This is a genomic window from Paenibacillus silvestris, from assembly GCF_009882985.1.
GTDB classification, from domain to species: Bacteria; Bacillota; Bacilli; order Paenibacillales; family NBRC-103111; genus Paenibacillus_E; species Paenibacillus_E silvestris.
The window spans coordinates 658,354-685,094 of sequence record NZ_WTUZ01000020.1 but is presented as its reverse complement, the minus strand read 5'-3'; the positions used below and the strand labels follow the sequence as shown (position 1 = coordinate 685,094).

Annotated in this window: 23 protein-coding genes and 2 riboswitches; of the genes, 15 read left to right on the top strand and 8 right to left on the bottom strand. The window is 49.4% G+C overall.

Annotated elements, in window-relative coordinates:
- Positions 1–58 precede the first annotated feature (58 nt).
- The 5 genes from GQF01_RS18295 to GQF01_RS18275 all read left to right on the top strand — a co-directional run bounded on the left by GQF01_RS18295 (position 59) and on the right by GQF01_RS18275 (position 5,371).
- Positions 59–1,006 carry an ABC transporter permease gene (locus GQF01_RS18295; protein ID WP_235959903.1) on the top strand — a complete coding sequence of 316 codons (948 nt, stop codon included), beginning with the start codon at positions 59–61 and terminating at the stop codon, positions 1,004–1,006.
- A 21-nt stretch (positions 1,007–1,027) separates the two neighbouring features.
- Positions 1,028–1,903, top strand: coding sequence for a carbohydrate ABC transporter permease (locus tag GQF01_RS18290; RefSeq protein ID WP_161408150.1), 876 nt, complete (start codon positions 1,028–1,030; stop codon positions 1,901–1,903).
- Between the two features lie 45 nt (positions 1,904–1,948).
- On the top strand, positions 1,949–3,052 hold the full coding sequence (locus GQF01_RS18285; RefSeq protein ID WP_161408149.1) for a glycoside hydrolase family 88/105 protein: 1,104 nt from the start codon (positions 1,949–1,951) through the stop codon (positions 3,050–3,052).
- A 544-nt stretch (positions 3,053–3,596) separates the two neighbouring features.
- Positions 3,597–4,307: a metallophosphoesterase family protein gene (locus GQF01_RS18280; protein ID WP_161408148.1), complete on the top strand. Its 711-nt coding sequence runs from the start codon at positions 3,597–3,599 to the stop codon at positions 4,305–4,307.
- Between the two features lie 152 nt (positions 4,308–4,459).
- On the top strand, positions 4,460–5,371 hold the full coding sequence (locus GQF01_RS18275) for an AraC family transcriptional regulator (protein WP_161408147.1): 912 nt from the start codon (positions 4,460–4,462) through the stop codon (positions 5,369–5,371).
- Positions 5,372–5,531: 160 nt separating this feature from the next.
- On the opposite strand, the gene GQF01_RS18270 is transcribed toward GQF01_RS18275, so the two are convergent.
- From GQF01_RS18270 to GQF01_RS18250, 5 genes are all read right to left on the bottom strand, one after another.
- Positions 5,532–6,299: a DODA-type extradiol aromatic ring-opening family dioxygenase gene (locus GQF01_RS18270; protein WP_161408146.1), complete on the bottom strand. Its 768-nt coding sequence runs from the start codon at positions 6,297–6,299 to the stop codon at positions 5,532–5,534.
- 363 nt (positions 6,300–6,662) lie between these two features.
- On the bottom strand, positions 6,663–7,052 hold the full coding sequence (locus GQF01_RS18265) for an ArsR/SmtB family transcription factor (protein WP_161408145.1): 390 nt from the start codon (positions 7,050–7,052) through the stop codon (positions 6,663–6,665).
- A 1-nt stretch (position 7,053) separates the two neighbouring features.
- A complete protein-coding gene (locus GQF01_RS18260) occupies positions 7,054–7,476 on the bottom strand; it encodes an SRPBCC family protein (RefSeq protein WP_161408144.1) in 423 nt (140 codons plus the stop codon).
- A 31-nt stretch (positions 7,477–7,507) separates the two neighbouring features.
- Positions 7,508–7,888, bottom strand: coding sequence for a hypothetical protein (locus tag GQF01_RS18255; RefSeq protein WP_161408143.1), 381 nt, complete (start codon positions 7,886–7,888; stop codon positions 7,508–7,510).
- A 137-nt stretch (positions 7,889–8,025) separates the two neighbouring features.
- Complete coding sequence (locus GQF01_RS18250; protein ID WP_161408142.1) at positions 8,026–9,003, bottom strand: aldo/keto reductase; 978 nt, start codon at positions 9,001–9,003, stop codon at positions 8,026–8,028.
- Positions 9,004–9,502: 499 nt separating this feature from the next.
- On the opposite strand from GQF01_RS18250, the gene GQF01_RS18245 reads away from it, so the two are divergent.
- Positions 9,503–10,489, top strand: coding sequence for a Gfo/Idh/MocA family protein (locus GQF01_RS18245; RefSeq protein WP_161408141.1), 987 nt, complete (start codon positions 9,503–9,505; stop codon positions 10,487–10,489).
- Between the two features lie 68 nt (positions 10,490–10,557).
- On the opposite strand, the gene GQF01_RS18240 is transcribed toward GQF01_RS18245, so the two are convergent.
- The gene (locus tag GQF01_RS18240) at positions 10,558–11,916 is read right to left on the bottom strand and encodes an APC family permease (protein ID WP_202556443.1); all 1,359 of its coding nucleotides are present in this window, start codon (positions 11,914–11,916) and stop codon (positions 10,558–10,560) included.
- Positions 11,917–12,004: 88 nt separating this feature from the next.
- Positions 12,005–12,107: riboswitch (guanidine-I (ykkC/yxkD leader) on the bottom strand.
- A gap of 191 nt (positions 12,108–12,298) precedes the next feature.
- Positions 12,299–12,400: riboswitch (guanidine-I (ykkC/yxkD leader) on the top strand.
- Positions 12,401–12,472: 72 nt separating this feature from the next.
- Here GQF01_RS18240 and GQF01_RS18235 point away from each other — a divergent pair.
- The 7 genes from GQF01_RS18235 (at position 12,473) to GQF01_RS18205 (ending at position 23,716) form a co-directional block, all read left to right on the top strand.
- Positions 12,473–13,189, top strand: a complete 717-nt coding sequence (locus GQF01_RS18235) for an urea amidolyase associated protein UAAP1 (RefSeq protein WP_161408140.1) — start codon at positions 12,473–12,475, stop codon at positions 13,187–13,189.
- Positions 13,190–13,213: 24 nt separating this feature from the next.
- On the top strand, positions 13,214–13,864 hold the full coding sequence (locus tag GQF01_RS18230; protein ID WP_161408139.1) for an urea amidolyase associated protein UAAP2: 651 nt from the start codon (positions 13,214–13,216) through the stop codon (positions 13,862–13,864).
- A 23-nt stretch (positions 13,865–13,887) separates the two neighbouring features.
- Positions 13,888–17,508 carry an urea carboxylase gene (gene uca / locus GQF01_RS18225; protein ID WP_161408138.1) on the top strand — a complete coding sequence of 1,207 codons (3,621 nt, stop codon included), beginning with the start codon at positions 13,888–13,890 and terminating at the stop codon, positions 17,506–17,508.
- 16 nt (positions 17,509–17,524) lie between these two features.
- Positions 17,525–19,357 (top strand): allophanate hydrolase, encoded by a 1,833-nt coding sequence (gene atzF / locus GQF01_RS18220; protein ID WP_161408137.1) that lies wholly within the window; start codon positions 17,525–17,527, stop codon positions 19,355–19,357.
- A gap of 328 nt (positions 19,358–19,685) precedes the next feature.
- Positions 19,686–20,012, top strand: a complete 327-nt coding sequence (locus GQF01_RS18215) for an ArsR/SmtB family transcription factor (RefSeq protein WP_202556441.1) — start codon at positions 19,686–19,688, stop codon at positions 20,010–20,012.
- Positions 19,993–20,433 (top strand): SRPBCC family protein, encoded by a 441-nt coding sequence (locus GQF01_RS18210; RefSeq protein WP_161408136.1) that lies wholly within the window; start codon positions 19,993–19,995, stop codon positions 20,431–20,433. The genes GQF01_RS18215 and GQF01_RS18210 overlap by 20 nt, the downstream gene beginning before the upstream one ends.
- A gap of 607 nt (positions 20,434–21,040) precedes the next feature.
- Entirely contained in the window at positions 21,041–23,716 is a 2,676-nt protein-coding gene (locus tag GQF01_RS18205) for a YhgE/Pip domain-containing protein (protein WP_161408135.1), read from the top strand.
- A 120-nt stretch (positions 23,717–23,836) separates the two neighbouring features.
- Here GQF01_RS18205 and GQF01_RS18200 read toward each other — a convergent pair whose 3' ends face one another.
- Positions 23,837–24,172, bottom strand: coding sequence for a type II toxin-antitoxin system PemK/MazF family toxin (locus GQF01_RS18200; protein WP_161408134.1), 336 nt, complete (start codon positions 24,170–24,172; stop codon positions 23,837–23,839).
- Entirely contained in the window at positions 24,169–24,438 is a 270-nt protein-coding gene (locus GQF01_RS18195; RefSeq protein WP_235959900.1) for an AbrB/MazE/SpoVT family DNA-binding domain-containing protein, read from the bottom strand. Before GQF01_RS18195 ends, GQF01_RS18200 begins: the two co-directional genes overlap by 4 nt.
- A 262-nt stretch (positions 24,439–24,700) precedes the next feature.
- Between GQF01_RS18195 and GQF01_RS18190 the strand changes: the two genes are divergently transcribed.
- Together GQF01_RS18190 and GQF01_RS18185 are read left to right on the top strand one after the other, a co-directional pair.
- Entirely contained in the window at positions 24,701–25,381 is a 681-nt protein-coding gene (locus tag GQF01_RS18190; RefSeq protein WP_161408132.1) for a phosphatase PAP2 family protein, read from the top strand.
- Entirely contained in the window at positions 25,378–26,559 is a 1,182-nt protein-coding gene (locus GQF01_RS18185) for an MGDG synthase family glycosyltransferase (protein ID WP_161408131.1), read from the top strand. The genes GQF01_RS18190 and GQF01_RS18185 overlap by 4 nt, the downstream gene beginning before the upstream one ends.
- Positions 26,560–26,741 lie beyond the last annotated feature (182 nt).

Below are 26,741 nucleotides of genomic sequence, written 5' to 3'. Positions count from 1 at the left end.
GCTGGTCATCAGGAGCAGTCTTCTCGTTTTTATGAAACATCGGGAAAGGAAGAGAATGATGCAGGACGTACATGCTGTGCCCGTGGTGGAAAGGAAACAGAGCAGCGAACTAGGCAGGCGGCTATGGAGGAACAAATGGATTTATATCATGCTGCTGCCGGGTATTTTGTATTTTATCGTGTTTAAATATGTCCCGATGTACGGATTGATCATCTCGTTCCAGAACTATAAGCCTTTCAAAGGGGTTAGCGGGAGCGAATGGGTAGGTTTCGAGCATTTTCAGCGGTTGTTTACAGAACCTGACTTCTTAAATATTTTGAGTAATACGTTAATTTTATTCGTGATGAACATCCTGTTTTACTTCCCCATCCCGATTATTATGGCTTTGATGCTAAATGAGGTGAGAGGGGAATTTTTTAAGAAAACGTTTCAGACGATCGTCTATTTGCCTCACTTTATGTCTTGGGTCATCATCGTTTCGATCTCTTTCGTTATGTTGACGATGGACGGCGGGATTATTAACGACATTATTGAATATTTTGGCTTTGAGAAAATCAACTTCCTGTTGGCTCCGGAATGGTTTAGACCGATGTACATTCTTCAAGTCATCTGGCGGGAAGCCGGCTGGGGGACGATCATTTATCTGGCGGCGATTGCCTCTATTGATCCAGGATTATACGAGGCAGCACGTATGGACGGTGCAGGACGGTTGCGCCAAATGTGGCACATAACGCTTCCAGCTTTGCGCAGTGTCATTATTGTTTTGCTAATTTTGAAAATTGGTGCGGTTCTCGAACTCGGTTTTGAACATGTGTATTTGCTGCTTAACTCTATGAACCGAAATGTTGCGGAGATCATTGATACTTATGTATATACAGCTGGTTTAAAACAAGGCCAATTCAGCTACAGCGCAGCAATCGGATTGTTCAAATCGTTCATCGGGCTTGTTCTGGTCATGATTGTCAACCGCATTGCGAAGAAGATGGGCGAAGAAGGCGTGTACTAAGAAAGGCAGGAGGGCTGCATCATGGTAGAAGATAGAACGTTAGCTGGGCGAATGTTTAGCATCATTAACTATTTGGTCTTAACGATTATTGGCTTGATTACAGTGATTCCCTTTGTGCATGTCGTGGCAGGTTCCTTTACGACCAGCGCAGAGATGGCAGCGAAGAAGTTCGTCATTATTCCGACAGACTGGAGCATTGAGGCGTACCGGTTTATTTTTTCGACAAATACGATTTTCAAAGCGATGGGTGTTTCCATTTGGACGACAGTGCTCGGAACGCTAATCTCCATGTTCATCACAGCCCTTATGGCGTATGGCTTGTCTCGCAGAGATGTGGATGGCCGCAAAGTGATCATGTTCATGGTTGTTTTCACGATGTTGTTCCACGGTGGTTTAGTGCCAACGTTCCTGGTTGTAAAAGAGTTAGGGATGATCGACTCGTATATGGCCTTGATTTTACCGTCGGCAGTTTCAGCGTTTAACTTGATTATCTTGAAAAACTTTTTCCAAAACATCCCGGAAGGGCTGGAAGAGTCGGCGAAAATCGATGGGTGCAGTGACTTCGGCATTTTGTTCCGCATTGTATTGCCTCTGTCGATGCCCGCGATTGCAACGATTTCTCTCTTCTATGCCGTGACGTATTGGAATACCTATCTGAGCGCAATTCTCTATCTGAACGAGAGTGCTATGTGGCCAATTCAAGTACTTCTGAGACAAATTGTCGTTCTCGCAAGCGGAATGGATCACAGCGTGGATCTCGACAGCGTGACGCCGCCTCCGGCTCAGTCGATCAAGATGGCGGTTATCGTCGTAGCGACTTTACCGATTCTGGTTGTTTATCCATTTTTGCAAAAACACTTTGCCAAAGGCGCGATGATCGGTTCCATTAAAGGGTAACCGAAGGATACCAAATCCATATGGGAAGAGAGAGGGACACTAACTATGACTGATCGTTATGCAAAATCACCGATGGAATGGGCGCGAGCTGCGTGCGATTCCATTATGAGCCAGTATACACCGATGGAGCTGCCGCCTGCAGGACGTTGGCACTATCATCAGGGTGTGTTTTTATGCGGGATGGAAATGCTTTGGGAAGCTGAAAAGGACGCTCGCTATGATGCCTACATTCAGGCTTATGTCGACGGCTTGATTGACGATAATGGCAATCTGTACTTCGCTCGCGATGAGCTGGATGCGGTGCAAGCTGGGCTTTTGTTGTTCCGTTTGGAGGAGAAGACTGGACGCAGTAAATACCGGCTCGCTGCTGACAAGCTGAGAAACCTGCTAAACACGATCAACCTAACGTCAGAGGGCGGGTACTGGCACAAAGACAAATATGCCTATAATATGTGGCTCGACGGTTTGTATATGGCGGGTGTTTTCTCGCTGAAATATGCGAATGCTTACGGCGAGCTCACCTTGCGCGATACGGTGCTGCATCAAGAAGGACTGATGCGCAAATACATGAAAGACGACGCAACAGGACTGCTCTACCATGCTTGGGACGAAAGCCGCAAGATGCCTTGGGCAAACGCCGAAACCGGCTGTTCACCGGAATTTTGGGGCCGTTCGCTTGGCTGGTACGGTCTGGCCGTTGCTCAGTTTCTGGATGAGCTTCCTGCCGATGAGCCGAGGCGTGAGGTTCTGGTCGACTCCCTGCGTGAGTTCGTTCATGCCTTGATTCGTTACCAGGATGCAGAGACGGGACTGTGGTATCAAGTCGTGGACAAGGGCGATCAGCCGGACAACTGGTTGGAATCCTCCTGTACAAGTCTGTTCGTCTACACAATTGCCAAGGCAGTTAAGCACGGCGTTGTTGGCGCGGAGTGTGCGGCAGCAGCAGTGAAGGGCTATGAGGGCTTGATCCGCACGCTGAAATTCGATGACCAGGAGCGAGTAATTCTGCCTCTAATCTGCATCGGTACGTCAGCCGGAGATTACGAAAACTACGTAACACGTCCAACGAGTGAGAACGATCTGCATGGCGTAGGGGCTTTTGTCATGGCTTGTGTTGAGGTAGAGTCTCTCGTTAAGCAGACCGTATAATTTGTGCAGTTGATGAAACAGGCGTAAGAACAGAGCAGCATCTGTTACTCGTCTGTTTTTTCTTTCTCCATTATTTAAACGCATATATTTTAATCATTAGATAAAAGGAGAATTGTGACTTGAACAAAAGGCGTTTAGTTTCATGATGCTTCCTGCCGCGCTTGCTGCAGAAGCTGCAATTTATGAATGGATAAGGCGCCCGTGAGGGCGTCTTTTTTCTTTCTATTGGATGAAATCCAATAGAAAGACCATGTGGAGGGCGGTATTATCCATTCCATTGGATGAATTCCAATGAGACAGGCGAATTCGATGCCAAATAACCGGATTTCACCGGGTACTGTTGGATTTCATCCAACAAAACGCGAGAAACACGTCTCAAATGGGTGTTCCCATTGGAATCCATCCAATGAAACGTACAGGTCGGACGCTTATCCAGGTCCTCTTTTTGATATCTTCACCGCCTCAGACAGGTAATCATTATGATAAAATAGAATAATAGAAAGACTCATAGGGGAATGAAGCATGACATCAGGGGGTACAGTAGATGAAAAGAACGTTAGTCGTAAGTGATATACATGGTTGCGTTGAGGAATTCAAACAATTACTAGTTAAGGTCAATTTCAATGCTGAGGAAGACCAACTTGTCCTGCTGGGAGACTACGTGGACCGCGGTCCAGACAGTCGGGGAACAGTAGAGTATGTCATGCAGTTAGTGCGTGAAGCGGGAGCCATTGCGCTCAAAGGCAATCATGATCAGCGGTTCGTAGAAGTACTAAGCGAAGTGGATCCTTTGACGGAGATGAAGTTTTTCGAACATGGCGGGATCCAAACGTTCCAAAGCTTCTGCGGTCAGAGCAATCTGGATATCAAGCAATCCAAAGAGCGGATACTAGGCAAATGCCTTGATCACATAACCTTTCTAAACAACCTTCCACTTTATTACGAGGATGAGGGACATATTTATGTGCATGCCGGGCTGAATCCCGCATTCGTTGACTGGAAAACGCAGCCGGAGCGGGACTTCATGTGGATTCGTGCTCCTTTTGTTCAACAGCCTACCGTTGTGAAGAAGACAGTCATTTTCGGCCACACGCCAGCCAAAGATATTCATGGCAAAGCGGATGTATGGTTTGACCGCGACAAAATCGGGATTGATGGCGGCTGCCCCTACGGCTTTCAACTCAATTGTTTGGAAATCAAAGGGGAAAACCAGTACACGACTTATTCCGTCCCCTCAAGAGGCAGTTGGAAATAGTTGCTGTACAGCAGCTTCTTATAGGATCTCAGCATAGGATCGCAGCTTTGAAATGCCGGATTCGTCCTCGGCCCCCTTTTAGCAAGAAAGATCAAGAAGCAAGGCGTTTAATCACGTACACTGTGGATAGCAGCTGGAGGGGGCAATGAACGATGAGCACTGATTACGATACGCAAATTCAGGCGACATTGGACTATATTGAAGACCACCTGGCGGAGCCTATGTCCGTGGAGGGGCTTGCTCGTGTTGCCTGTTTCTCTGAATTTCATTTTCATAGGGTTTTTCAGAGTATGGTGGGAGAAGCGGTGATGGAGTATGTTCGGAAAAGAAGACTGGCAAGAGCCGCCTACCGAATCGCGCATACGGATCAAAAGCTGATCGATATCGCCCTCGACCATGGGTTTAAGTCCCATGAGAACTTCACTCGGGCATTTAAAAAGGTGTTTGAGCGAACCCCGCTCGCGTATCGGAAACAAGGTATAGTGACACCGTTATATGCCAAAGCGAATGTGCTGCAAAGGAAAATTAATCCCAATCCCTATTTAGGAGGCATATGCATGGACTATCAATTGAGAACGAAACCGGCTTTTAAACTAATTGGGTACGAACTGAAGACGACCTGCAAGGAGGGTCAGAATCACCGAGACATTCCTGTTTTTTGGAACACGTATCTGCAAGAGAATAAGGGAAGCCGCATAGGTAATCGCGTACACACGGATTCGCCGGTTGAGCTTGGCCTTTGTACGGATTTTAATATGGAGACTGGGGAATTAACCTATTTGATCGGGATGGAAGCTACAAGCTTCGAGGGTGTGCCTGCTGACTTGGTGTGCCGTGAGTTTCCTGAGGCTAGATATGCTGTATTTTCGACGCCAAAAGTTACCCCCGATCAATTCGTGACATCGATTCAGAGCACATGGAAGTCTATCTTTGAGGAATGGTTCCCTCATTCCGGGTTGGAGCATGCTGGCGGTGTGGAGTTTGAGTGGTATGATGAGCGCTGCCATGCTGACAAGCATGATCAGATTCAGATCGACATCTACATTCCAGTAAAAGAAAAATAACAGCTTGTAAACAAAATAGCCATCATTTGTAACCAAAATGCAATCTTGTTTTCATCTGGGATTAAGGTTCGGGACCTATAATGAAATTCGACCCCCTTTTAATATATATATACTTAAGACCCGCAGCCCGTTGCTGTGGGTCTCTTTTTGTCTACGCTTTTTAAAAGGATACGGATAGATAGCTCAGCGAGCCGACTTCATAGCTGCGGTGAATGATTTGAGGCGTACGAGCTGGGTCACCGCTCCCCATCGCGATATAAAGCGGGATGAAATGCTCCGGCCGCGGTACAGCCATGCGCGCATTAGGGGCTTCCGCAGCGTAGTTGAACAACACGTTCAGGTTCTGAACTTCTATGTTCTGTACGAGCCAATCGTCAAAAGCGACTGCCCAAGCATCCGGCTCGGTCGCTTCCCAGTTGAGCGCACGCAGATTGTGCACGGTGGCGCCGCTGCCGATAATCAGGATATCCTCCTGATCGAGACCGCGCAGCGCTTCCCCAATGCGGTACTGCTCAGCTGGCGGCAGGTAGGGGTTCACGGACACTTGTATCACCGGGCAGATGGGTGTAGGGAACATGCGCAGCAGAGGTACCCATGAGCCGTGATCAAGTCCGCGCTGGGCATCGAGGTTCACCTGGATGCCTTTTGTTTGGAAGCGTTCGGCCAGCTGGCCGGCAATCGCTTTGCTGCCTTTTGCCGGGTACTTAATCTGGAACAGCTCCTTCGGAAAGCCGCCGAAATCATAGATGGTTTCGTAGACATCGTCGGTGGATGAGATGGTAAGGACCTCTGTTTCCCAGTGGGCTGTAAAAATAACGATGGCTTTGGGTGAAACCTTTTTGCCATAGTCCAGAAGAAATTCGGTACAAGCTGTATCTTGGATAGCCATCATAGGGGATCCATGCCCTACAAATATAGGTGAAATCATCGTCATCGCTCCTTATAGTTACATTTGATAACCTAGTTACTTTATGTAACCTATATTACGCCACTATAACTCGCTGGTCAAGTAAGTTATTTACTTTTTGTAAGTTAGTAGTGAGGGCCTTCAGGAGTTTAGCATGCCCCGGAATGATGGATTACAAAAGGGCAACCAGCTTGCTTGCGTGCACTCGTTTGCTCCCAAATGGCTGAGAGATCCGTGGCTTGTGCCCATTACGTTGCACAAAGTGCAACATAGTGAGGTGAGCGGGGCTAGTTAGTGCTTCTATGTTGCACAATGTGCAACGTTGACCGCAACTCGCCGCCTAAACAAACCAAAAAACCTGGCCCAAATCAGCCAGGTTTTCCTCTAATCTTGTTTGGTCGGTGTCGGATCCACCAATCCCAGTGCAGCAAACGGGTTGCCGCCGCCATCCTCGTCGTCAGACTCCACGAACCTTTTGAGTGCGTTTAATTTGTTTTCCCAATAACGCTCATAATAGGAAAGCCAGCGTTTGAGTTCCATCAGAGGTTCTGCCTCCAACCTGTAGCGGGTTTCGCGGCCGACCTTTCGCTCTTTCACCAGGCCTGCATCGGCAAGGATGCGCAGATGCTTGGACACCGCGGTGCGGCTCATCGGGAAATGACCGGAAATCACGGTCACTGGGAGTTCCTGCTCACGAAGCAGCTGCAGCACCTGACGGCGCGTCGGATCGGCTATCGCTTGAAACACATCATGTTTCTGCGAGGGGGCTGACATCTTAAGCCTCGACGTAAGCTGTAAGTCTCATCGCGATACCTGTCCAGCCGTTTGCCATCATCTCGCGAACAACGGAATGAGGTTGGCCAAATTCCGTAACCTTGTCCACATCCCAACCAGCGTGAATGAGGGTGAATTCTGTTTTGCCATCCACATCTTTTAATTCAAATGTAAGCGACCAGTCTTTGCCCCATACAAAAGAGAGACGGTTAGGCGGCGTAACGTCCGTCACTTTGCAAGGAGAATTGCCGAAAGGTCCGGCTTCCAAGTGAAACTCATATCCGGCTTCCGGCTTGAAGTTATTCGGCATGAACCAAGCCGCGATGCCTTCGGAAGTTGCAACGGCATCCCATACTTTTTGAATCGGCGCGTTAAAAACGACGGTTTGTACGATATCTGATAATGTGTTTGCTTGATTGCTCATTTTGAGATTCCTCCAATGAATGGTGTGTTTGTTAGGATTTGCTCTTCACTTTATTTAGATGACGGAAGCGGAGTGCGGACCATTTATCGTCCACGGCCACATTGCTAACCGCGCGGTACTCGGAAATGCCTGAAACCAAGGTAAATAGGCTATCACGGTTAATGTTCGTCTTGACCTTCGAGCTTTGCTTCGGATAGGTGATCCAGAACAGAGCGTCGTCTTTGAGATACTGGATCGCTTTGGGCGTCCATTCTTCAACTTCAGCCGCATCATGAACAAAAAGCTGAACGAAATCATAAGTCCCACTCGGCTCCCCAGACTCTTCAATACCGAGCTTATAGCCTTCGGGCGCATGTAGTACGAGAGCTCGTCCTTGCTTATAGCGCAGCTTTTTAAGTAATTCTTCTTGCATGGCTTGCGCCTTCCTTTCCTTACTCTAAATGCGAAACCAAAAGGTTTCATATTGGATTATACGAAACCCTTTGGTTTCATGTCAAGTGGAACAAAAAAAGCGGCAACTCTCTAAGAGAGCAGCCGCTGCAACATCTATTACCAAGCGTAAGCTTCCGGAGCCGCTTTGCCAGGGCCAGGGAAGATTTCGTCCAACTTCTTCAAAGTCTCTTCGCTAAGTGAAACTTCAGGTACACGCAAGGAATCCTGAAGCTGCTCGATTGTTCTTGGTCCGATAATCGGCGAAGTAACAGCTGAATGCGATAGCACCCAAGCTAAGGCAACAACGTCTTCTTTCTCATCGATCTCTTTACAGAGAGCTGAGAATTGCTCCAATTGGCTCCGATGCTTCTCAACCCGTTCAGACGAACGTGTACTGCGGGCACCTGTGCCTGCCAAGGCATTGCGACCGAGCAAGCCGCCGGCTAGCGGACTCCATGGAATGACGCCAAGACCGAGTTTTTCCGCAGCTGGAAGCACTTCGAGTTCAGGCAATCTGGCAAGCAGATTGTATAGATGCTGCTCAGAGACTAAGCCTAGGAAGTGGCGGGCTTTGGCTTCAGCTTGGGCACAGGCAATATGCCACCCTGCAAAGTTGCTAGAGCCAATATAGTCGACAGTGCCTTGGTTAACAGCGGATTCGAATACGCCCCACAGCTCATCCCACGACACGTTGCGGTCAATATGATGCATTTGGTAAAGCTCAATGTGGTCGGTTTGCAGTCTTTTGAGGGAAGCATCCAGATGACGTCTGATTTTGTAAGCAGATAATCCGCGCTCCGAATTAGGTCCATCGTTGGCGTCATTCATATCGCCATAGGCTTTGGTCGCAAGAATAACTTTCTCTCTGCGGCCTCCGCCTTGTTTGAACCAGCGGCCGATAATTTCTTCCGTCCAGCCTCTTCTTTCAACGCCTCCATACACATTAGCTGTATCGAAAAAATTGATTCCCGCATCCAATGCGGCATCCATAATTTTAAAAGCTTCTTTTTCTTCAGTTTCCGGTCCAAAGTTCATTGTTCCTAGACATAATTGACTGACCTTTAAGCCGGATTTCCCTAAATATGAATACTTCATGATTCATCCTCCCACATTCCTCTTGATATTAGTAAGCACTAAATATTGAAGATTTGTACGTCGTGATGATAGATTCTATTTTATAGAAGTTTCTACGTCTGTGAAAGTAGTGAAGTTTATTACAGTTGATGAGTTATAAGTAACTTTCTATAGATTAAGTTACTTACTAACCATTACAAATCCTTCTCGTGCCTTTATCAACTATCCCAAATCAGGTATAGTAAAAAGAACAAATTGGTGGAACCTGCCACATCGCCAACATTCGCGTGGAGATGTGGAACTATGGTCCGCTATTTCAGCAAGAGTCGTCAAAATAGCCCATCAGACGGAACTGCAGGGTCTTATTTGCCCGCAAACCTCCCCAATTCCGTCAAAAACGTCGAAATAGAGGCCCACAGTTCCCCGCGACTGGCGAAAAACAACTTTTCCAGCAAATAGAGGCCCGCTGTTCCCTCTGACTAGCCAACCTAAGCCAAAACCTACTTACAAAGGAGCCACTATGATACGTTTTGCAGTAATAGGAACAAATTGGATCACGGAAGAGTTCATTCACGCAGCCCGCGAGACGGTAGAATTCGCATTAACAGCCGTGTACTCACGCACGGAAGAGAAGGCAGCGGAATTCGCTAATAAATTCGAGGTCGCTCACCGTTTTACAGACTTGGACGCTTTAGTGCAAAGCGAAACGTTCGACGCCGTCTATATCGCGAGCCCGAACTCGCTTCATGCCCAGTACGCAGTTCACTGCATGAATCACGGGAAGCATGTCCTTTGCGAGAAGCCGGCAGCATCCAATACCGCTGAGCTGTCCGCGATGATTGATGCTGCGCGCAGCAATAAGGTTGTATTCATGGAGGCGCTCAAGTCTACGCTGATGCCGAATTTCAAAGCGATCCAAGAGAATCTGCACAAGCTTGGACCTATCCGCCGTTATTTTGCAGGCTACTGCCAATATTCCTCGCGGTATGACGCCTATAAGCAGGGAACGGTGCTGAATGCGTTCAATCCCATTTTCTCCAATGGGTCCCTGATGGATCTTGGCGTGTACTGCATTTATCCGTTGGCGGTGCTGTTCGGAACCCCAGATCGTGTGCAAGCAAGCGGCATGCTGCTGGAATCCGGTGTCGACGGTGAAGGCAGTCTGCTGCTGAGCTACAAAGAGATGGACGCGGTGATTATGCATTCCAAAATCGCAAGCTCCTATTTGCCGACAGAAATCCAAGGCGAGCACGCAACGATGGTTATTGATAAAATCAATCAGCCAGAGAAAGTCGAAATCCGTTACCGTAACGGCTCAGTAGAGAATCTGACACGCGAGCAGAGCGCTAGAACGATGCGTTATGAAGCAGAAGAGTTCATCCGCCTGATTCAAAGCGGAGCGCTTCAGTCCGAGACGAACTCACATGCCAATTCCAGCATCGCGATGGCTATTATGGATGAAGCTAGGAAACAAATGGGACTTGTATTCCCAGCAGACCGCAAATAAACATCAAATAAACGGCAAATAAAAAACCGAGCGATGATCAGGAGAAGATCCTGAGTTCGCTCGGTTTTTTATTTGATAGAACCGGAAGTACGCATGGGTTTACTTGGTATAGCCCTGGGAGTGAGTACGGGGCCAGCCGACTCAGAGCTAACTTTTTTCCGAATCAGATGATACACAATCCCGATAACGAGCCAGACACCGCCCATCCATAAGGCGTCTCGGTCAAGCAGCGAAAGCAGATAGCCAATGAAGCCTGCTCCGACCAAGGGAAGAACAAGATACAAGAAGGTTTGCTTCACAGAGCGTTGGTTTTCTTTGATGTACTTTTGCGCGATGACTGAGATATTTACGAAGAAGAAGGCTGTAAGCGCCCCGAAATTCACGAATTTGACCGCATTGTCCAGGGAGATCACGAGGGCCAGCAGGGAGACGCAGCTCACGATCACGATGTTGATTACTGGTGTATTGAACTTCGGATGAAGGTAGGCGAATACCCGTTTAGGCAAGATAGTATCGCGCCCCATGACAAAGAGAAGGCGGGAAACACTCGTTACAGACGATAGGCCTTGTGTAAAAATAGCGAGAATGAGCACTGTGATGAACACAGAACTGAGTGCGGCCCCGCCAACAAGCTTGACGATCTCGAAGCCAGCCGAATCTACATTTACGAAGGTTAGGTGTGGATAAATCAGCTGAGTCAAAACAGAGGGCACTAAGTAAAGAACACTCGCTGTAAGGATGATAATCATGATGGCCCGAGGAATTGTTTTCTCGGAATTTACCGTTTCTTCCGACATGGTTGTGACCGTGTCAAAGCCCAGGAAGGAGAAACAAATAATGGAAGCACCAGCTAGGATTGTGGAGAACGGCACGTCTGTTTGCAGGAATAATCCCATCGGATGAACGTCCCCCGTCAAATTGCGGAATAGAAAGAAACAGAACACGCCAATAAACAAGATTTGAATCCAAACGAACAATTTGCTGATATTTGCTGAAAATTTAATGCCGATCACATTGACGATCCCAAGGATGATATTCAGTCCGATGATCCAGACATAAGCCGGGATAGACGGAAATTGTGCATGCAGATAGATGCCGAAGGTGAGACAAGCGATGATTGGGGAGAAGAAATAGTCCAGTAGAAGTGCCCAACCAACGAGGAAGCCGAGGTATGGGTGGATGCTTTTTTTCGTATAGGTGTAGGCGGAACCTGATGTGGGGAACGATTTGGACATGACGCCATAGCTGTAAGCTGTGAAGAAGATCGCGATAAAAGCAAGCAAGTACGCCTGCGTCAGCATGCCATGGGCATTCTCGTAAGCTATCCCATAGATGGAGAAATAAATCATAGGCGTCATCCAAGCAAGCCCCATATAGACGACTTGATACAGGCTTAAGGATTTCCGTAGTTGGACTTCTTTTGTCATGATGATACACTCCCTTATCGTTGTTGCTGTGGTCGATCGTCAGGGGCTGGTATGCAAAAAAGCCAAGGAGATATCTAATGAACAGATATCCTCCCGGGCTTTTGTCCCTCCGTGAACACAGGGTGAGCTGTGCGTTTTCTCTTGGACCAGACCGTGGCTTGAGCCATCGCGGAACCCTAGAAAACTTTGTATGTCATGAATCATAACTTATAAGTTAAAAAGTAACCGGATTTCTTCTTGGATGTTAACTATATGTCTTTTGTGTAAGTTAATATAACACATTGTAAAGCGTATGAGAAGTATTTTGCATGAAAAAGGTAAAATTGCTAGAAGTTATTGACACATTCCTTGGTCAATGTTATGTTTAATAACACAAACGAATACGATTGTTTACTAGGGTTCCGCCGGCACACCACCGGGCTGGTCCGAGAGTAAACCGCTTCTATGATGAGGAGCGACACGGAAGGATAAAAACCTGGGAGATATCACCAAGACGAATTGCGTCTTGTGATGTCTCCCTTTTTGTTTAACAAGAATTCAGGAGGAGATGGCTACGATGGCAAATGTGTGGAACAAGACAATAGGCCCGGGAGGCAAGTGGTCTGGTGTAATTGGCAAAGGGAAATTGATCCGATTTACAGCTCAAGAGGCGGGGGCGAATGTGTCCATCCAATTGTTCCACGCGCGGGACTTGACGGAGCGCTACAATATGCCGGATACGCTGAAGGCGCAGTACACGGCCCATCTGACGCGCGGACATGTGCTGATGAGTGACAATGGAAGAGTGCTCGCAAGCATCGTGGAAGACAGCATTGGTTGGCATGATCCTCTGAGCGGATACACAAGCCGTGCGGCAACGGACGCCAAATATGGGGCCACCCATTATCAGGAGCTGCGCAATGAGTGGCTGCGGAGCGGGCAGGAGAACTTCGCTGTGGAACTTGTTCGTAATGGACTTAGCATGCGGGATATGATGCCTGTCCTCAACCTATTCTCGAAGGTGTTTTGTGATGAGCAGGGCGATATGCACTTCAGTCTTACGCATTGTCCGGCAGGTGCAACAGTGACGCTTCGGACAGAGTTAGATACATTGCTTGTTCTTTCTAATACACCAAATCCTCTTGATCCTAGAACCACTTATCCATCGGTGCCTGTTAACATCGAGGTGCTGCAGGCTGATCCTATAGGCGTGGATGACTTTTGCGTGAATTATCGTTCGGAGAATCGCCGGGCTTTTGAAAATACATGGGAATACCACGCATTGCTTAGTTAATTTAAACACGGAGGAGGAACGGATATGGCGGTATTTAATCGTGTGGAAAGCCCTCGCATAGCCGAGGAGGCCATATATAGCGAAGTCATTCAAGCAGGGGACGGTTGGATGCGCGAGCTGAAGCCGGGTCAAGTACTGAGAATTGTTGATTTGGAGGGGAATCAGGCGGCGGACACCTTATTTTATGATGCTGAAAATCCTGAGGATCACTACAGCGCTGTGGCGACGATTGCTGGTCAAGGCAACATTTATTTGAGCACAGGCTCAGTACTGCGTGCTGAGTCCGGCAAGGAGCTGCTCCGAATCGTAGCGGATACATGCGGGCGGCATGACACCGTTGGCGGTTCCTGTTCGGCTCAAAGCAACACAGTAAGATACTCGCACGACAAGCTGTCGATGCACAACTGCCGAGATACCTTCATGCTGCAGCTTGCACAGCACGAGGGGGCGTATACGAAGCGGGATTTGGCGCCGAATATCAACTTTTTTATGAATGTGCCGGTTACAGAAGATGGTGGATTGAAGTTCGATGATGGTGTCTCCGGACCGGGCTGCTATGTGGAAGTTCAATCGACGGGCAGCTCCATGGTGCTGATTAGCAACTGCCCGCAGCTCAATAATCCTTGTAATGCCTACAATCCAACGCCGATTCAGGTGCTAATTTGGGATAAATAGAAATTCAAAGGGGTGTGGATACGATGTTTACAAAAGTACTTATCGCTAATCGTGGTGCCATCGCTGTACGCATTGAGCGCACATTGCGCAAGCTCGGGGTGGCATCGGTTGCTGTTTATACAGGAGCAGATCAAGATAGCCTGCATGTGGATGGAGCGGATGAAGCTGTTCTGATCGGCGAGGGGCCGGCGAAGGAAAGCTATTTGAATACAGAGTTGATTCTGAAAACAGCGCTGGAAACGGGTGCTGAGGCGATACATCCTGGCTACGGCTTTCTCAGTGAAAATGCTGATTTCGCACGTGCTTGTCGCGATCATGGCTTAGTATTCATCGGACCTACACCGGAGCAAATGGAAATGTTCGGACTCAAGCACTCGGCACGCGAAATAGCGGAAAGAGCTGGTGTGCCTATGCTGCCGGGAACGCCGCTTATCACAGAGCTTGAAACTGCGCTTACAGAAGCTGCGCGGATTGGTTACCCGGTTATTCTCAAAAGCACAGCAGGAGGCGGCGGCATCGGCATGCGCGTCTGTGCGGACGAGGCGGCGTTATTGGCTGCTTATGATGGTGTGCGCCATTTGGCAGAGACAAATTTCAAAAACGGCGGCATGTTCCTTGAAAAATATATCGCCAGAGCGCGCCATGTCGAGGTGCAAATTTTCGGTAACAACTTCGGGGAAGTTGTTACGCTCGGTGAGCGCGATTGTTCGATCCAACGCCGCAATCAGAAGGTCATCGAAGAGAGCCCGGCTCCGAATCTATCGGACGATGTGCGCGAGGCGATGTTTGCTTCGGCTAAGCGTTTGGCAGCAGAAGTCGGCTACCGCAGCGCAGGGACGGTGGAATATTTGTATGACCCGGAAACGTGCGAGTTCTACTTCCTGGAAGTGAACACGAGACTTCAGGTCGAACATGGCGTTACGGAGGAAGTGCTGGGGGTTGATCTTGTCGAGTGGATGGTGCGCGAAGCGGCAAACGAGTTGACGGACATCCAATCGCTCATTCGCAAGCCGATCGGTCACAGTATGCAAGCGCGGATTTACGCAGAGGATTGCCTGCAGCAGTTCCGTCCGAGCGCGGGGCAGTTGGATCGGGCTGTATTTTCGGCTGGTGCACGGAATGAAACATGGGTGAGGGATGGCTTAACGGTTACTACCTTATACGATCCGATGCTGGCTAAAATCATTGTCCACGGCACAGACCGTCTAGATGCCATCCAGAAATTGATCGAGGCGCTGTCTGAGACGCGTATGTACGGAATTACTACGAATCTGCAATATTTGCAGGCGTTATTGCAAGAACAAGATTGCGTAGACGGGAACGTCTTCACGCAGCTATTGAATACCTTCGAGCCCGTTGAACGGGCGCTGGAAGTCGTAGATGGCGGCATCCAAACGACGGTACAGGACTTCCCTGGGCGGATCAGCCACTGGGACGTGGGCGTGCCGCCTTGCGGGCCAATGGATCCGTTCTCGTTCCGGATCGGTAACAAGCTGCTCGGCAATGCGGATGATGCCCCCGGACTTGAAATGACACTGCGCGGAGGTTCCTACAAGTTCCGCAGTGATCTGTGGTTCTGCGTTACTGGTGCAGATATGCAGGCGGAGCTGGATGGGGAAGCCGTCGTGCTCTATAAGCCGGTATTTGCGGCTCGTGGGCAAGTGCTGAGCTTCGGCGAGGCGAAAGAAGGGATGCGGGCTTATCTGTTGGTCAGCGGAGGTTTCGATATGCCGAAAATTCTTGGCAGCTCCTCGACATTCACGCTGGGCGGCTTCGGCGGACACGGCGGTCGCGCACTGCGTACAGGCGATGTGCTTGGCGTGAACGCAGGCGGCAGCCCTGTACAAGAGGCAGCTGAGCTTGCTGTGCAGCATCGTCCGGAAATGACACGGGAATGGACGATTGGCGTCATTCCTGGACCGCATTGTACAGGAGAATTCCTGCGAGCGGAGTACTTGGAGCAGTTGACAGAAACAAGCTGGGAAGTGCATTTTAACTCATCAAGAACTGGTGTTCGATTGAAGGGGCCAGCTCCGCTGTGGACGCGTGAAGATGGCGGCGAAGCGGGACTTCATCCTTCCAATATTCACGATAACGCCTACGCCATAGGTACGTTGGATTTAACAGGGGATATGCCCATCTTGCTTGGTCCGGATGGTCCTAGTCTCGGCGGATTCGTTTGTCCGGTAACAACGGCTTCGGCAGAGTTCTGGAAGCTCGGTCAGCTGCATCCTGGTGATTCGATCCGGTTCCACCTGCTGACACTTTCGGAAGCGGGAGGTTTGCGAGAGCGGCAAGAAAATAATTTGCAAGCGATCGGTGAGGGAGATTTTGAGCGGATTACCCTTGAGGCACTTCCTACTGTGAATAAGGAGATTACGCCGGAGTATCCGCGTCTGTTCCACGAAACAGCTAATCGCAGATTCCCAATCACCATTCGCTGCTGCGGCGATCAAAATTTGCTCGTAGAATACGGTGAGCTTGAACTGGATTTGCTGCTTCGCTTCCAAGTGCAGGCTTTGATGCAAGCGATTGTGGAGAGTGGCTCGATTCCAGTGCTCGATCTAACGCCTGGCATTCGTTCCTTGCAAATCCATATTGATCCGACCCAAATCACCGTGAGTGAGGCATGCGCCAAAGTTGTGGAAATCGACGCAGCGCTGCCTCCGCTTGAAGAATTCCGTGTGCCATCGCGTATTGTGCGCTTGCCGCTTTCGTGGGATGATCCGGCGACTCAGCTGGCGATTCAGCGCTATCAACAAGGGGTCCGGCCTGACGCTCCATGGTGTCCGAGTAATCTAGAATTCATCCAGCGTATTAATGGATTAGATTCGATTGATGATGTGAAAAAGATTGTTTTTGACGCCAATTACTTGGTGCTTGGCTTGGGTGACGTGTATTTGGGTGCCCCTGTCGCTACACCGGTTGACCCTCGTCACCGCTTAGTGACGACAAAATATAATCCAGCACGCACGTGGACACCGGAAAATGCCGTCGGTATTGGCGGAGCCTATATGTGTGTGTATGGGATGGAAGGTCCAGGCGGCTATCAATTCGTCGGGCGTACGATTCAGATGTGGAACCGACTGCGCTCAACGGAGAGCTTTAAGGCGGGTAAGCCGTGGTTGCTGAGATTTTTTGACCAAATTCAGTTTTATGAAGTGAGTGCTGAGGAACTGCTCCAGCTCCGTGAAGACTTCCCGCGTGGCCGTTATGAAGCGGATATTCAGGAGACGACCTTTGATTTAGGCGAATACCTGCAATTCCTGGGTTCTATAGAAGAAAGCGCAGCAACGTTCCGCAAGCAGCAGCAAATCGCGTTCAACGAAGAGCGGGAGAGCTGGAAAGCGAAAGGTTTAGCGGAGTACGTATCTGAACAAGAAACGGCAAGTGAACAACCTGAAGATGAACTGCCGGCAGGTACAGTCGCTGTGCGCGGAATTATGCCGGGGAGCGTGTGGAAAGTGCTTGTTTCACCAGGCGAGCAAGTGAAGAAGGGCGATCAATTAGCTATTCTCGAAAGTATGAAAATGGAGTTCCCTCAGCACGCTCCTTGCGATGGTTATGTTTCAATGATTCAAGTGAAGCCAGGGGATCAAGTTCATGCAGGGCAGCTCATTCTTGGAATTGCCCAATCTGCTTAAGGAGAGGTGTTTGTAGATGACAAAGATTAGGGAGAATGGCGTTCTTAGGGAGCTTCCTCTAGAACTTACGGTTTCTTGGCTGCAGGATAAATATGCTAAAGAAGAATTGACACCGCAAGAGGTTATTGCGTCTATTGTAAAGCGCGCAGCGGACGACGCGGAAATGAACCTCTGGATTACGCCGCCTTCTATGGCGCTCATTCAGCCGTATTTGGACGGATTGGCTGAGTTGAATCCGGCGGATGCGCCGCTGTGGGGGGTTCCCTTTGCGATCAAGGATAACATTGATCTGGCTGGGGTGCCGACGACGGCAGGCTGCGAGGCGTATGCCTATACGCCCTCGGAGCACGCAGGCGTCGTGGAAAGATTAATTGCCGCAGGAGCGATCCCGGTCGGCAAAACGAATTTGGATCAATTCGCGACAGGACTCGTCGGCGCGAGAAGCCCTTACGGTGACGCGCACAACGCGCTGCGTCCGGAACTGATCAGCGGCGGCTCGAGCTCAGGCTCCGCCGTTGCTGTGGCTCGCGGCCAAGCGGCTTTCTCGCTTGGCACGGACACAGCAGGCTCTGGCCGCGTGCCGGCTGCGCTGAACAGACTGGTTGGCTACAAGCCGAGTCTCGGCGCATGGCCAACCAAAGGAGTCGTACCAGCCTGTGCGAGTTTAGACTGTGTAACCGTCTTTGCGCACAGCTTGGATGACGCACTTGCTGTAGATAGCGCTGCGCGTGGTCTTCACGGCGATGATCCGTGGTCGCGCAGCGTGAGTCGAGGCGCGTCTCAGCTTCCGCAGACGTTATTGCTGCCGGACGGCCCGCTTGGGTTCTATGGGCCTTATGCCGCGGAGTATGAAGCGGCATGGGAAAGAGCCGTGGAACAATTAAAAGAGCTGAAACTCCCTATCGCTTACGTAGATGTTACGATGTTCTCCCAAGCTGCGGCAATTCTATACGAAGGGCCGTGGGTCGCTGAGCGCTGGGCAGCTTTGGGTAGTTTTATTGAGGCGAATCCGGGGATTGCTTATCCCGTGACAGAACAGATTCTCCGTTCCGGCTCTGCGGCGGAATACGACGCCGCATCGGTGTTCCAGGCGATGCATAAGCTGCAGCGCTTCAAGCTGGAAGCGCGCAAGCTGCTGCAAGGCGCGGTGCTTGTTATGCCAACTTGCGGGGGCACATGGACCCGCGAGCAGGTGCTCGCTGACCCGATTCAGACGAATCGGGAGATGGGGCGCTACACCAATCATTGCAATTTGCTGGATTGGTGTGCGGTTGCTGTGCCGGCGGGCGATGCGGCTCCGCTGACGCCTTTTGGCATCACCCTCTTCGGGATCGCCGAAGAGGAGAGCTTGATCTGCGGCGCAGCCGAGCTGATCTTGGCTGGGGCGAGCGCGGCAAGCGAGGCTGCTAGCGCGAGCGAAGGCGCATCGGTGTCCGCCGATAGCGGAGCAAGTGCAGCGGCAGCGCAGGCTACGACGCTCGTCGCGGTCTGCGGCTTACACATGCGTGGCTACCCGCTGGAGAAGCAGATGCTAGGCTGTGGAGCGCGGTTCATCCGTGAGGATGAGACCGCAGCGAAGTACAGCCTCGTGAAGCTGCCGACCACGCCGGCGAAGCCGGGGCTCGTGAAGCAGGAGCAGGGCGGCGCAGCGATCGCCCTGGAGGTTTGGGAAATGCCGCTGGAGGCATTCGGCGGCTTTGCGGCAGCGATCCCAGCTCCGCTGGGGATCGGTAAGGTTGAGCTCCGGGACGGCACGGAGGTCCCGGGTTTTGTTTGTGAGGCTTACGCGGCAGCAGGCGCGGAAGATGTGACGGCGCTTGGCGGCTGGCGCCAAGTGGTGCCGCTGTAAGGCTGGTGAGCTCGGGAGGGATTAGTCATCTATCGGACTCAGGTGCTGTTAATAACTGTGAAGTTGCCTGTAACAGCGACAAAATGAATAACGTCATCTCAGTCCGATAGCACCTCAATTATCGCTGTTATTGGCATAATAACGGCTGCTGAGTCCGCTACGAATGGTGGCTACTTGAAGTGTTGATGTTACAGCGGCTAAAAAGCCCCTTCATACGAAGGGGCTTTTTGTCGTAGCTGCATGGCTTGTTTACCTTGATTCCATTTATTCATTAAAGCACGCACTTAATTAAGTTGACACTTAATTAAGTGCGTGCTAAATTATTAATATGATCGATAAAGCCATTCAAGCGATAACGGAACCAAGGCGTCGAGATATTTTACATCTCGTCCGTGATGAGGAGCTGACCTCTAGCGCCATTGCTTCGCATTTTGATATTTCAGCACCGGCAATTTCACAGCATCTCAAGGTTCTTGAAGAAGCTGGGCTCGTCGTTGTTCGGCGGGCAGGCACCAAACGATTTTATGGGATTAGGAGGGAAGGGTTCGCCGAGTTGATGCAATACATTGAGAGCTTCTGGGATCATAGCTTGCTGCGCCTGAAAGAAGCGGCAGAAGAAGAGGAGAGAAGAAAACATGGAAACAATGAACAATAACGAGGCAATTAAAAAGGAAATTTTTATCGCATGCCGCCCAGAGACCTTGTTTTCGTTTTTTACGGATCCGGATAAATTAGTTCGTTGGATGGGACAAAACGTTCTGCTAGACCCTAGCATTGGGGGCAAATTTCGTATCGATTTGAACGGCAGTGACGTTGCGATGGGTGAGTACAAAGAGATTACTCCCAACGAGAAAGTAGTTATGACATGGGGATGGGAGCGCTCCAAGGCTGTCCCTCCAGGTTCCAGTACAGTTGAATTTAAACTGACGCCTAAGGATAATGGCACTCTTTTAGAGTTCACGCACTATGACCTTCCTGCAGCAGAAATTGCTGATCATGTAAAAGGTTGGACGCATTTTCTGCCACGTATTCAGTTGGCAGCCGAGGGCGTCTCGTCATCTGAACATGCTAAGTGACATGTACATAAATTCTTTAGCGGCGCGCATGGACTATGCGCGCTTTTCATGTTTCTTAATGAAGCAAGATGACCTAGCTCGGAAGTCCCTCCCTCTTTTTCAAACACTGGTATGCTTTTTTACACCCGCACGGCACCACTTCCCGTGATTTGCCCTGAACTTGTCCCGCGTTTTGCCTGAGTTTGTCCTATGCATCGCCCAGCATATCCGCCCTGCTTTCCTCTGGAGCTTCCCCCCTCATTTACTCCCGCTCTAGGCCACTCACTCTGTCCCTCGCGCCGTCCCTTTGCCATACCGCCTATCACCCAGCGCCGCACTCATCCACTTTTCCTCCTTCCGTGTTCACCGCCACCCAGCGCCTGCCCTCCCTCTTTTTCAGCATTATTTACACCTTAAAATCACTTATCCACAAAATTACCCACAGTATCAACATGTCCACAAATCATGCTGTGCATAAGGCTTGACGCATTCTGTGCACATATCCACAGATTAAGTTATCCACATGGGAGTAGTTGCTGAAATGCCATGTATTTGGTACTATTTTGAATGCGTAGGAGACTGTCAGGTTACATTAATAACCAAATGCGAATGGATAGGCGGGGTAAGGATGAAGAAGATTTTCAGCATCTATCGGACGGATCTAATCAACTTGTGGAGGGTGCCCACAGGTCTGTTTCTCATGATCGCGCTTGCCATTCTGCCGTCTGTGTATGCTTGGATTAACCTAGAGGCGATGTGGGATCCTTATGCCAATACCTCGGGAATCAAAATCGCGGTAACAAGCAACGATCAAGGGGCAAAGATTGAGGATAAAACCATTAACATCGGAAACGAGGTTGTGGATAATTTAAAAGAAAATCATACGCTGGGCTGGACTTTTGTGGATGAAGAAACGGCGCTGAATGGTGTAGAACGCGGTGATTATTACGCGAGCTTAATTATTCCCGAGGACTTCTCACGAAAAATTACGAGTATTGTGGATGGCACGATGGAGAAGCCCGAAATCATTTATACCGTGAATGAGAAAATCAATGCTGTCGCGCCCAAAATTACAAGCAAAGGTGCGTCCAATGTCACTCAGCAGATCAGTGAGAATTTTATCAAGACAGTAAGCAGCTCGATTCTGACTCGAATGAAGGAAATCGGCATTGATATTGAAAAAGAGTTGCCCACGATTCGCAATATGGAGTCCAAAATATTGGAGCTGGAGAATCGACTGCCCGAAATTGCGACGATGGGCGAAAAAGCGATTGAACTAGAGCAGAAGCTGCCTGAGCTCAAAGAAAAAGGGCAAAAGATCGTTCAGCTTGAAGAGAAAATCCCGGAGATTAACCAAGCGGCGGATACGGTTTTGAAGATTGAAGAACGCTGGCCGCAGATTCAGGCGGTTGCGCAGGAAGTGCTGCTTATTCAACAGAAGCTGCCTGAGATTCAGAAGGCTGCGAGTCGTGTGGCGGAGCTGGATCAGAATTTCGGCAAAGTGGAGGAGGTGCTGAATACCGCAATTGATAAATCGCGCAATGCCGATGAAATCGTGAGTGCTGCCCTGAACACGCTGCCGAAAATTGACGCGATTGCGACACAGGGAGCTGCTTTCGCTGATGCGCTCACGAGTTTTTTACAAAAGAATGAGGCTGCTTTCCAAACTGTAATCCCCGTGGTGAAGCAAAATCTGACCCTACTGCAACAAACGGCGGATGCTGCCACGCAGCTTACTGGGGTGCTGCAGGATGTAAACCTCGACCCGCAGAAAGCATTGGCGGCTATAGCTCTTCTGTCTGAACGCGTCACGTCCGGCGCAGCTGTGCTGGATAACACGATTGATGTGTTCACTCGTTTGAACACGAATGTACCTAATAGCCCGTTCACGGATACCATCTCTAAGTTGACGGGTCTTCAAACGAATATGGCTAATCAAATTCAAGCCCTGAATAAGCTGCAAAGCGCTATCGGGCGCGGCGAGAAGCCGGCTAAAGACATCGTGAATAACTTGAACACGTTGTCCAAAGAAGCAAGTGCTGCGCTAGGCAGCATTCTCGCTAGATATGATTCGGAGATTGTGCCGAATATGACCAAAGCCCTGGCGCAAACCCAGTCCATCGCCCAGAATGCAGGAGGCGCGCTTCAAACATTGAAGACGCAGCTTCCTAATATCAAAGCGATTCTGACGGATGCGCAGGATGGCATTCATTATGCTCAGACGCAGCTGGATACCCTGCAGAAGGAGCTTCCGGACATCCGGGCGAAGGTACACGAAGCATCATCGACGCTTCAAAGCAAGCTGGATGCGTTCACCAGCGGCATCAATGAGGCGGCTCCTTTCATCCGCAATGACTTGCCGCGGGTTGAGCAGAAGCTGCATACGGCAGCGGATTTTATACGCAACGACTTGCCGGCGGCGGAGGAGGAGATCCGCAAAGTAGCGGATCTGTACCAGACCAAGCTGCCCGAAGTGGAGGATGCCGTTCATCTAGCGGCTAATCTTGTGCGCAGCGATCTGCCGGCCTTCGAAGAGGCTGTCCACAAGGCGGCGGACCAGATACGCAAAGTTCAAGGAAGCGGCAGCGTCGAGGAGGTGCTTCGCCTTCTTCAGAATGACATACAGAAGCAAAGTGATTTTCTCTCTAATCCGGTGCTGATCAAAGAGGACAAAAGATTTCCCATTCCGAACTACGGATCGGCGATGTCGCCTTTTTACACAACGCTTTCGTTGTGGGTAGGGGCGATGCTGCTTGTCTCTCTCATGAGAGTAGATGTGGATAACTTGGATGGTATATATAAGACGCATCATATTTATTTTGGACGAATGATGATCTTCCTGACTGTTGGGTTGTTTCAAGCGCTAATTGTCACCATTGGGGATATTTTTATTTTGGGAACGTATGTTGTGGATAAGATTTGGTTTGTTATTTTTGCGCTGCTTATCAGCATTGTGTTCATTACAATCACGTATACATTGGTCTCGGTATTTGGCAATATCGGCAAAGGTATCGCGATTATTTTTCTAGTGCTGCAATTCTCGAGCTCGGGAGGGACATTCCCGGTGAGCACAGCTTCCACGTTTTTTCAAAAGGTGAATCCGTTCGTGCCGTTTACTTATGCGGTTGGGGTGCTGCGCGAGGCTGTAGGCGGGATGCTGTTTTGGGTAGTGCTGGAGGATGTTATCTTTCTGTTGATGTTTATTGTGGTGTGTTATTTAGTGGCGTTAGCTCTGAAAAAGCCGCTCAGCGGCTATACGAAGCGTGTAGCCGAAAAGGCAAAGCAGACGAAGCTGATTTCTTGAACATATTTCCTCGGATACTGAGTGCATGCTTATATGGGGGAGTACGGTTTACGAAGTGGAGAAAAGGAAAGAATGGATAACAAGAGACGCGATGACCTGAGGCGGTGCCTTGGGTTTTTGTTATGCCAAAATGGAGCGAGTATTGCGAAGGATCTCTTTCATAGGAGCGGAATCGACAGGGAGGCTGCCAACAATTTTAATTTTACGTTTTCTTACATCTAAACTTTTCATCTGATCTGTGAGAACGACGCCTGAGAAGGGAAGATTGTCTGGTAGTGTTACCTCAAAAGGGTAGTCTTTTGACTGGCTGGTAATAGGACATACAAGTGCAAAACCCGTAAGTGCATTGAATTCAAATTCGGAAAGTACGATAGCGGGACGGCGTCCAGCTTGCTCTCGCCCTGCTTGCGGGTCGAAATCCAGCCAAACCAGATCGCCGCGTGATGGTGTGGTCAAATTAATTCGTCTCCTTCAATCCCAAGATCCACTTCTTCATGCCGCGGTGATTCGGGTTTTATTTTTGAAAGCAGCATTTTCATGTGAGCCTTTAACTCAGCGTTTGATTCATCCGGCTCGGCCGAAGGACGAAGGAGAATTTCGTTGTCTGATGTCAGGATGATCTGAAGTTCCGCGCCATCTTTCAGGTTAAGCTGTTTTAAGAACTGGTTCGGAATTCGGATAGCGCTGCTGTTGCCCCACTTGCTGACTGTGACTGTCGTCATTAGAAACTGCTCCTCTCCCTTTTTATGAGTCAATTATAGCTCACCCCCAGTACCATGTATATACATATAATATACATTTGATTAGCTTTTGATACTTAGTTGGGCTGATGGGATGCAGTTAGGATACAGTCACCTAGAACTTAGCCTTTAGTCTAGGTTTTATCAAGACCTTTGGCTAAGTAAAGACAGTACCTTAGAGCGTTTAGAAGAAATAGCTTCTCCTTTATTATGAAGATAACGTTAAGGAGAGCGAGGAATTTGTGTGAGATTATCGTCGTGGTGGTCCTATTGCTTGGCTTGCAGCGCATTGCTGCTGATCCCGTTGGTGGGTCTTATCTATATTCATCTGAATCAAGCTGACGGAATAGCTTACAATTTGGTGACTGATTTGGATCGGCAAATCCCGTTTCTGAAAGGTTTTGTCGTACCGTATCTATCGTGGTATGGATTTCTACTTGTCGGCTTCCTGTACTTGGTGTACAAAGATCGTCGCAATTACTATATAACGCTAGTGGAATTCGTGATAGGCTTGTTGATTTGTTATGGTGTGTATGCCATTTATCAAACTACTGTACCTCGGCCGGAGCTAACCGGTAACGACGATTGGCTGCTGCGGATGGTGGAGTGGGTGTACCGGTCAGATCAACCATTTAACTGTTTTCCAAGCACGCATGTACTGACCTCCTATCTGATGATGAGAGCTTATCTGCGTACGAATCAAATCGCGACACACTACAAAATCATCGTAACCGCCATGTCGCTGCTCATCATTGTATCCACACAGTTTGTGAAACAGCATGTCCTGCTCGATATCGTAGGAGCTGTTCTTGTGGCGGAAGGTGTTGTTTATGCCTTGGATCGTGTGCGAAGAGGCTGGTTTACGGAATCACGCATCAAAGTACGGGCACAGCAAAGCAATCTCGAAGGGGGATTAAGACAATGAAACGCAGAGATAAACTATTGATTCTGACAGGCAGTTTAGGGGATGGACATAATAAAGCGGCTCAGGCGATCCTAGAAGCTACGAGATTGCATAAGCCTAACGTAGATGTGAAGGTTGTCGATTTTCTGGAGTGGACGCATCCATACTTGCATGGTGTGGGCAAATACTGTTATATGCAGTGGGTGAAGAGCCTGCCTTCCGTATATGGCTATTTGTATCGCAAGACGCGTGATGATAATACGTTTTCCCATATGTTTAAAAAAATGAAGTCATTCAACACGGATCGAATGCTAGCGCTGCTGTATGAAGAGGAGCCGACAGAGGTTGTATGTACGTTCCCTGGGGCTGCGGCGGCGATGTCATATTTAAAATGCAATGGACTCACAACGGTGCCAACCGTTACGGTAATGACAGATTATACGGATCATAGCTATTGGATTCATCCGGGAACGGATCGTTATCTGGTTGGTGCTGAGCACGTGAAGCAAGCGCTGCTTCGATACGGTGTTCCGGAGCAGCATGTCGTTGTTACGGGGATTCCGATTCGGAAACCGTTCACACAGGTGTATGATCGGGCAGAGCTGCGAGATCAGCATGGTTTGGACCGTGAGATGCCGACTGTGCTGGTAATGGGCGGCGGGCATGGCTTGATCGGCAAGCAGTTCAAGTCCGTGCTGCAGTCGGATGAGCTGGCAGAGGCGGTGCAGTTCGTTTTTGTCTGCGGACGAAATGAGAAGCTCAAACAGCTCCTCGAAGAGGAACTGGGCGGCGAGAAAACGCGGCATCGCGTGAAGGTGACAGGGTTCGTGGACCATGTCCATGAGCTGATGGCTCTATCGGACCTGATCATCACGAAGCCTGGAGGTCTCACCATCTCAGAAGCGATGGCGCTTGAGCTTCCCATGATGTTGTATAAGCCGATTCCTGGCCAGGAGCAGGAAAACGCTGCATACCTGGTCAGCCTAGGGGCTGCGATCGAAGTGAAAAATGCACTTGAGCTGAAAAGCCAGCTGCTAGAAGTGATCGCCAATCAATCCCTTTTATCGAAGCTGAAAGAGAACGTGAAGCAGAGTCAACAACATCAAGGTGCCCAGCACATGCTTCGTGCGATTTTTGAAACCCACCATCATTTCATCCCGATGGCTGACGGCATGCGTTTTGCCTATGCCAACGTCTAAAATGACTGGTGTCTCCCTCTTTTTACCTTGCAAAAACGCCTATTTTTCGCTAAAAAATGCACGGTTTTTATACTTGTCAAGTTTGATGTCAATAAGCATAATGAGGCAGGGAGATCAACTTCTATGCGATTTATTTATGTATTTAGCTTGACATGATATTAAATTGTAAAGGTCTGTTGGCT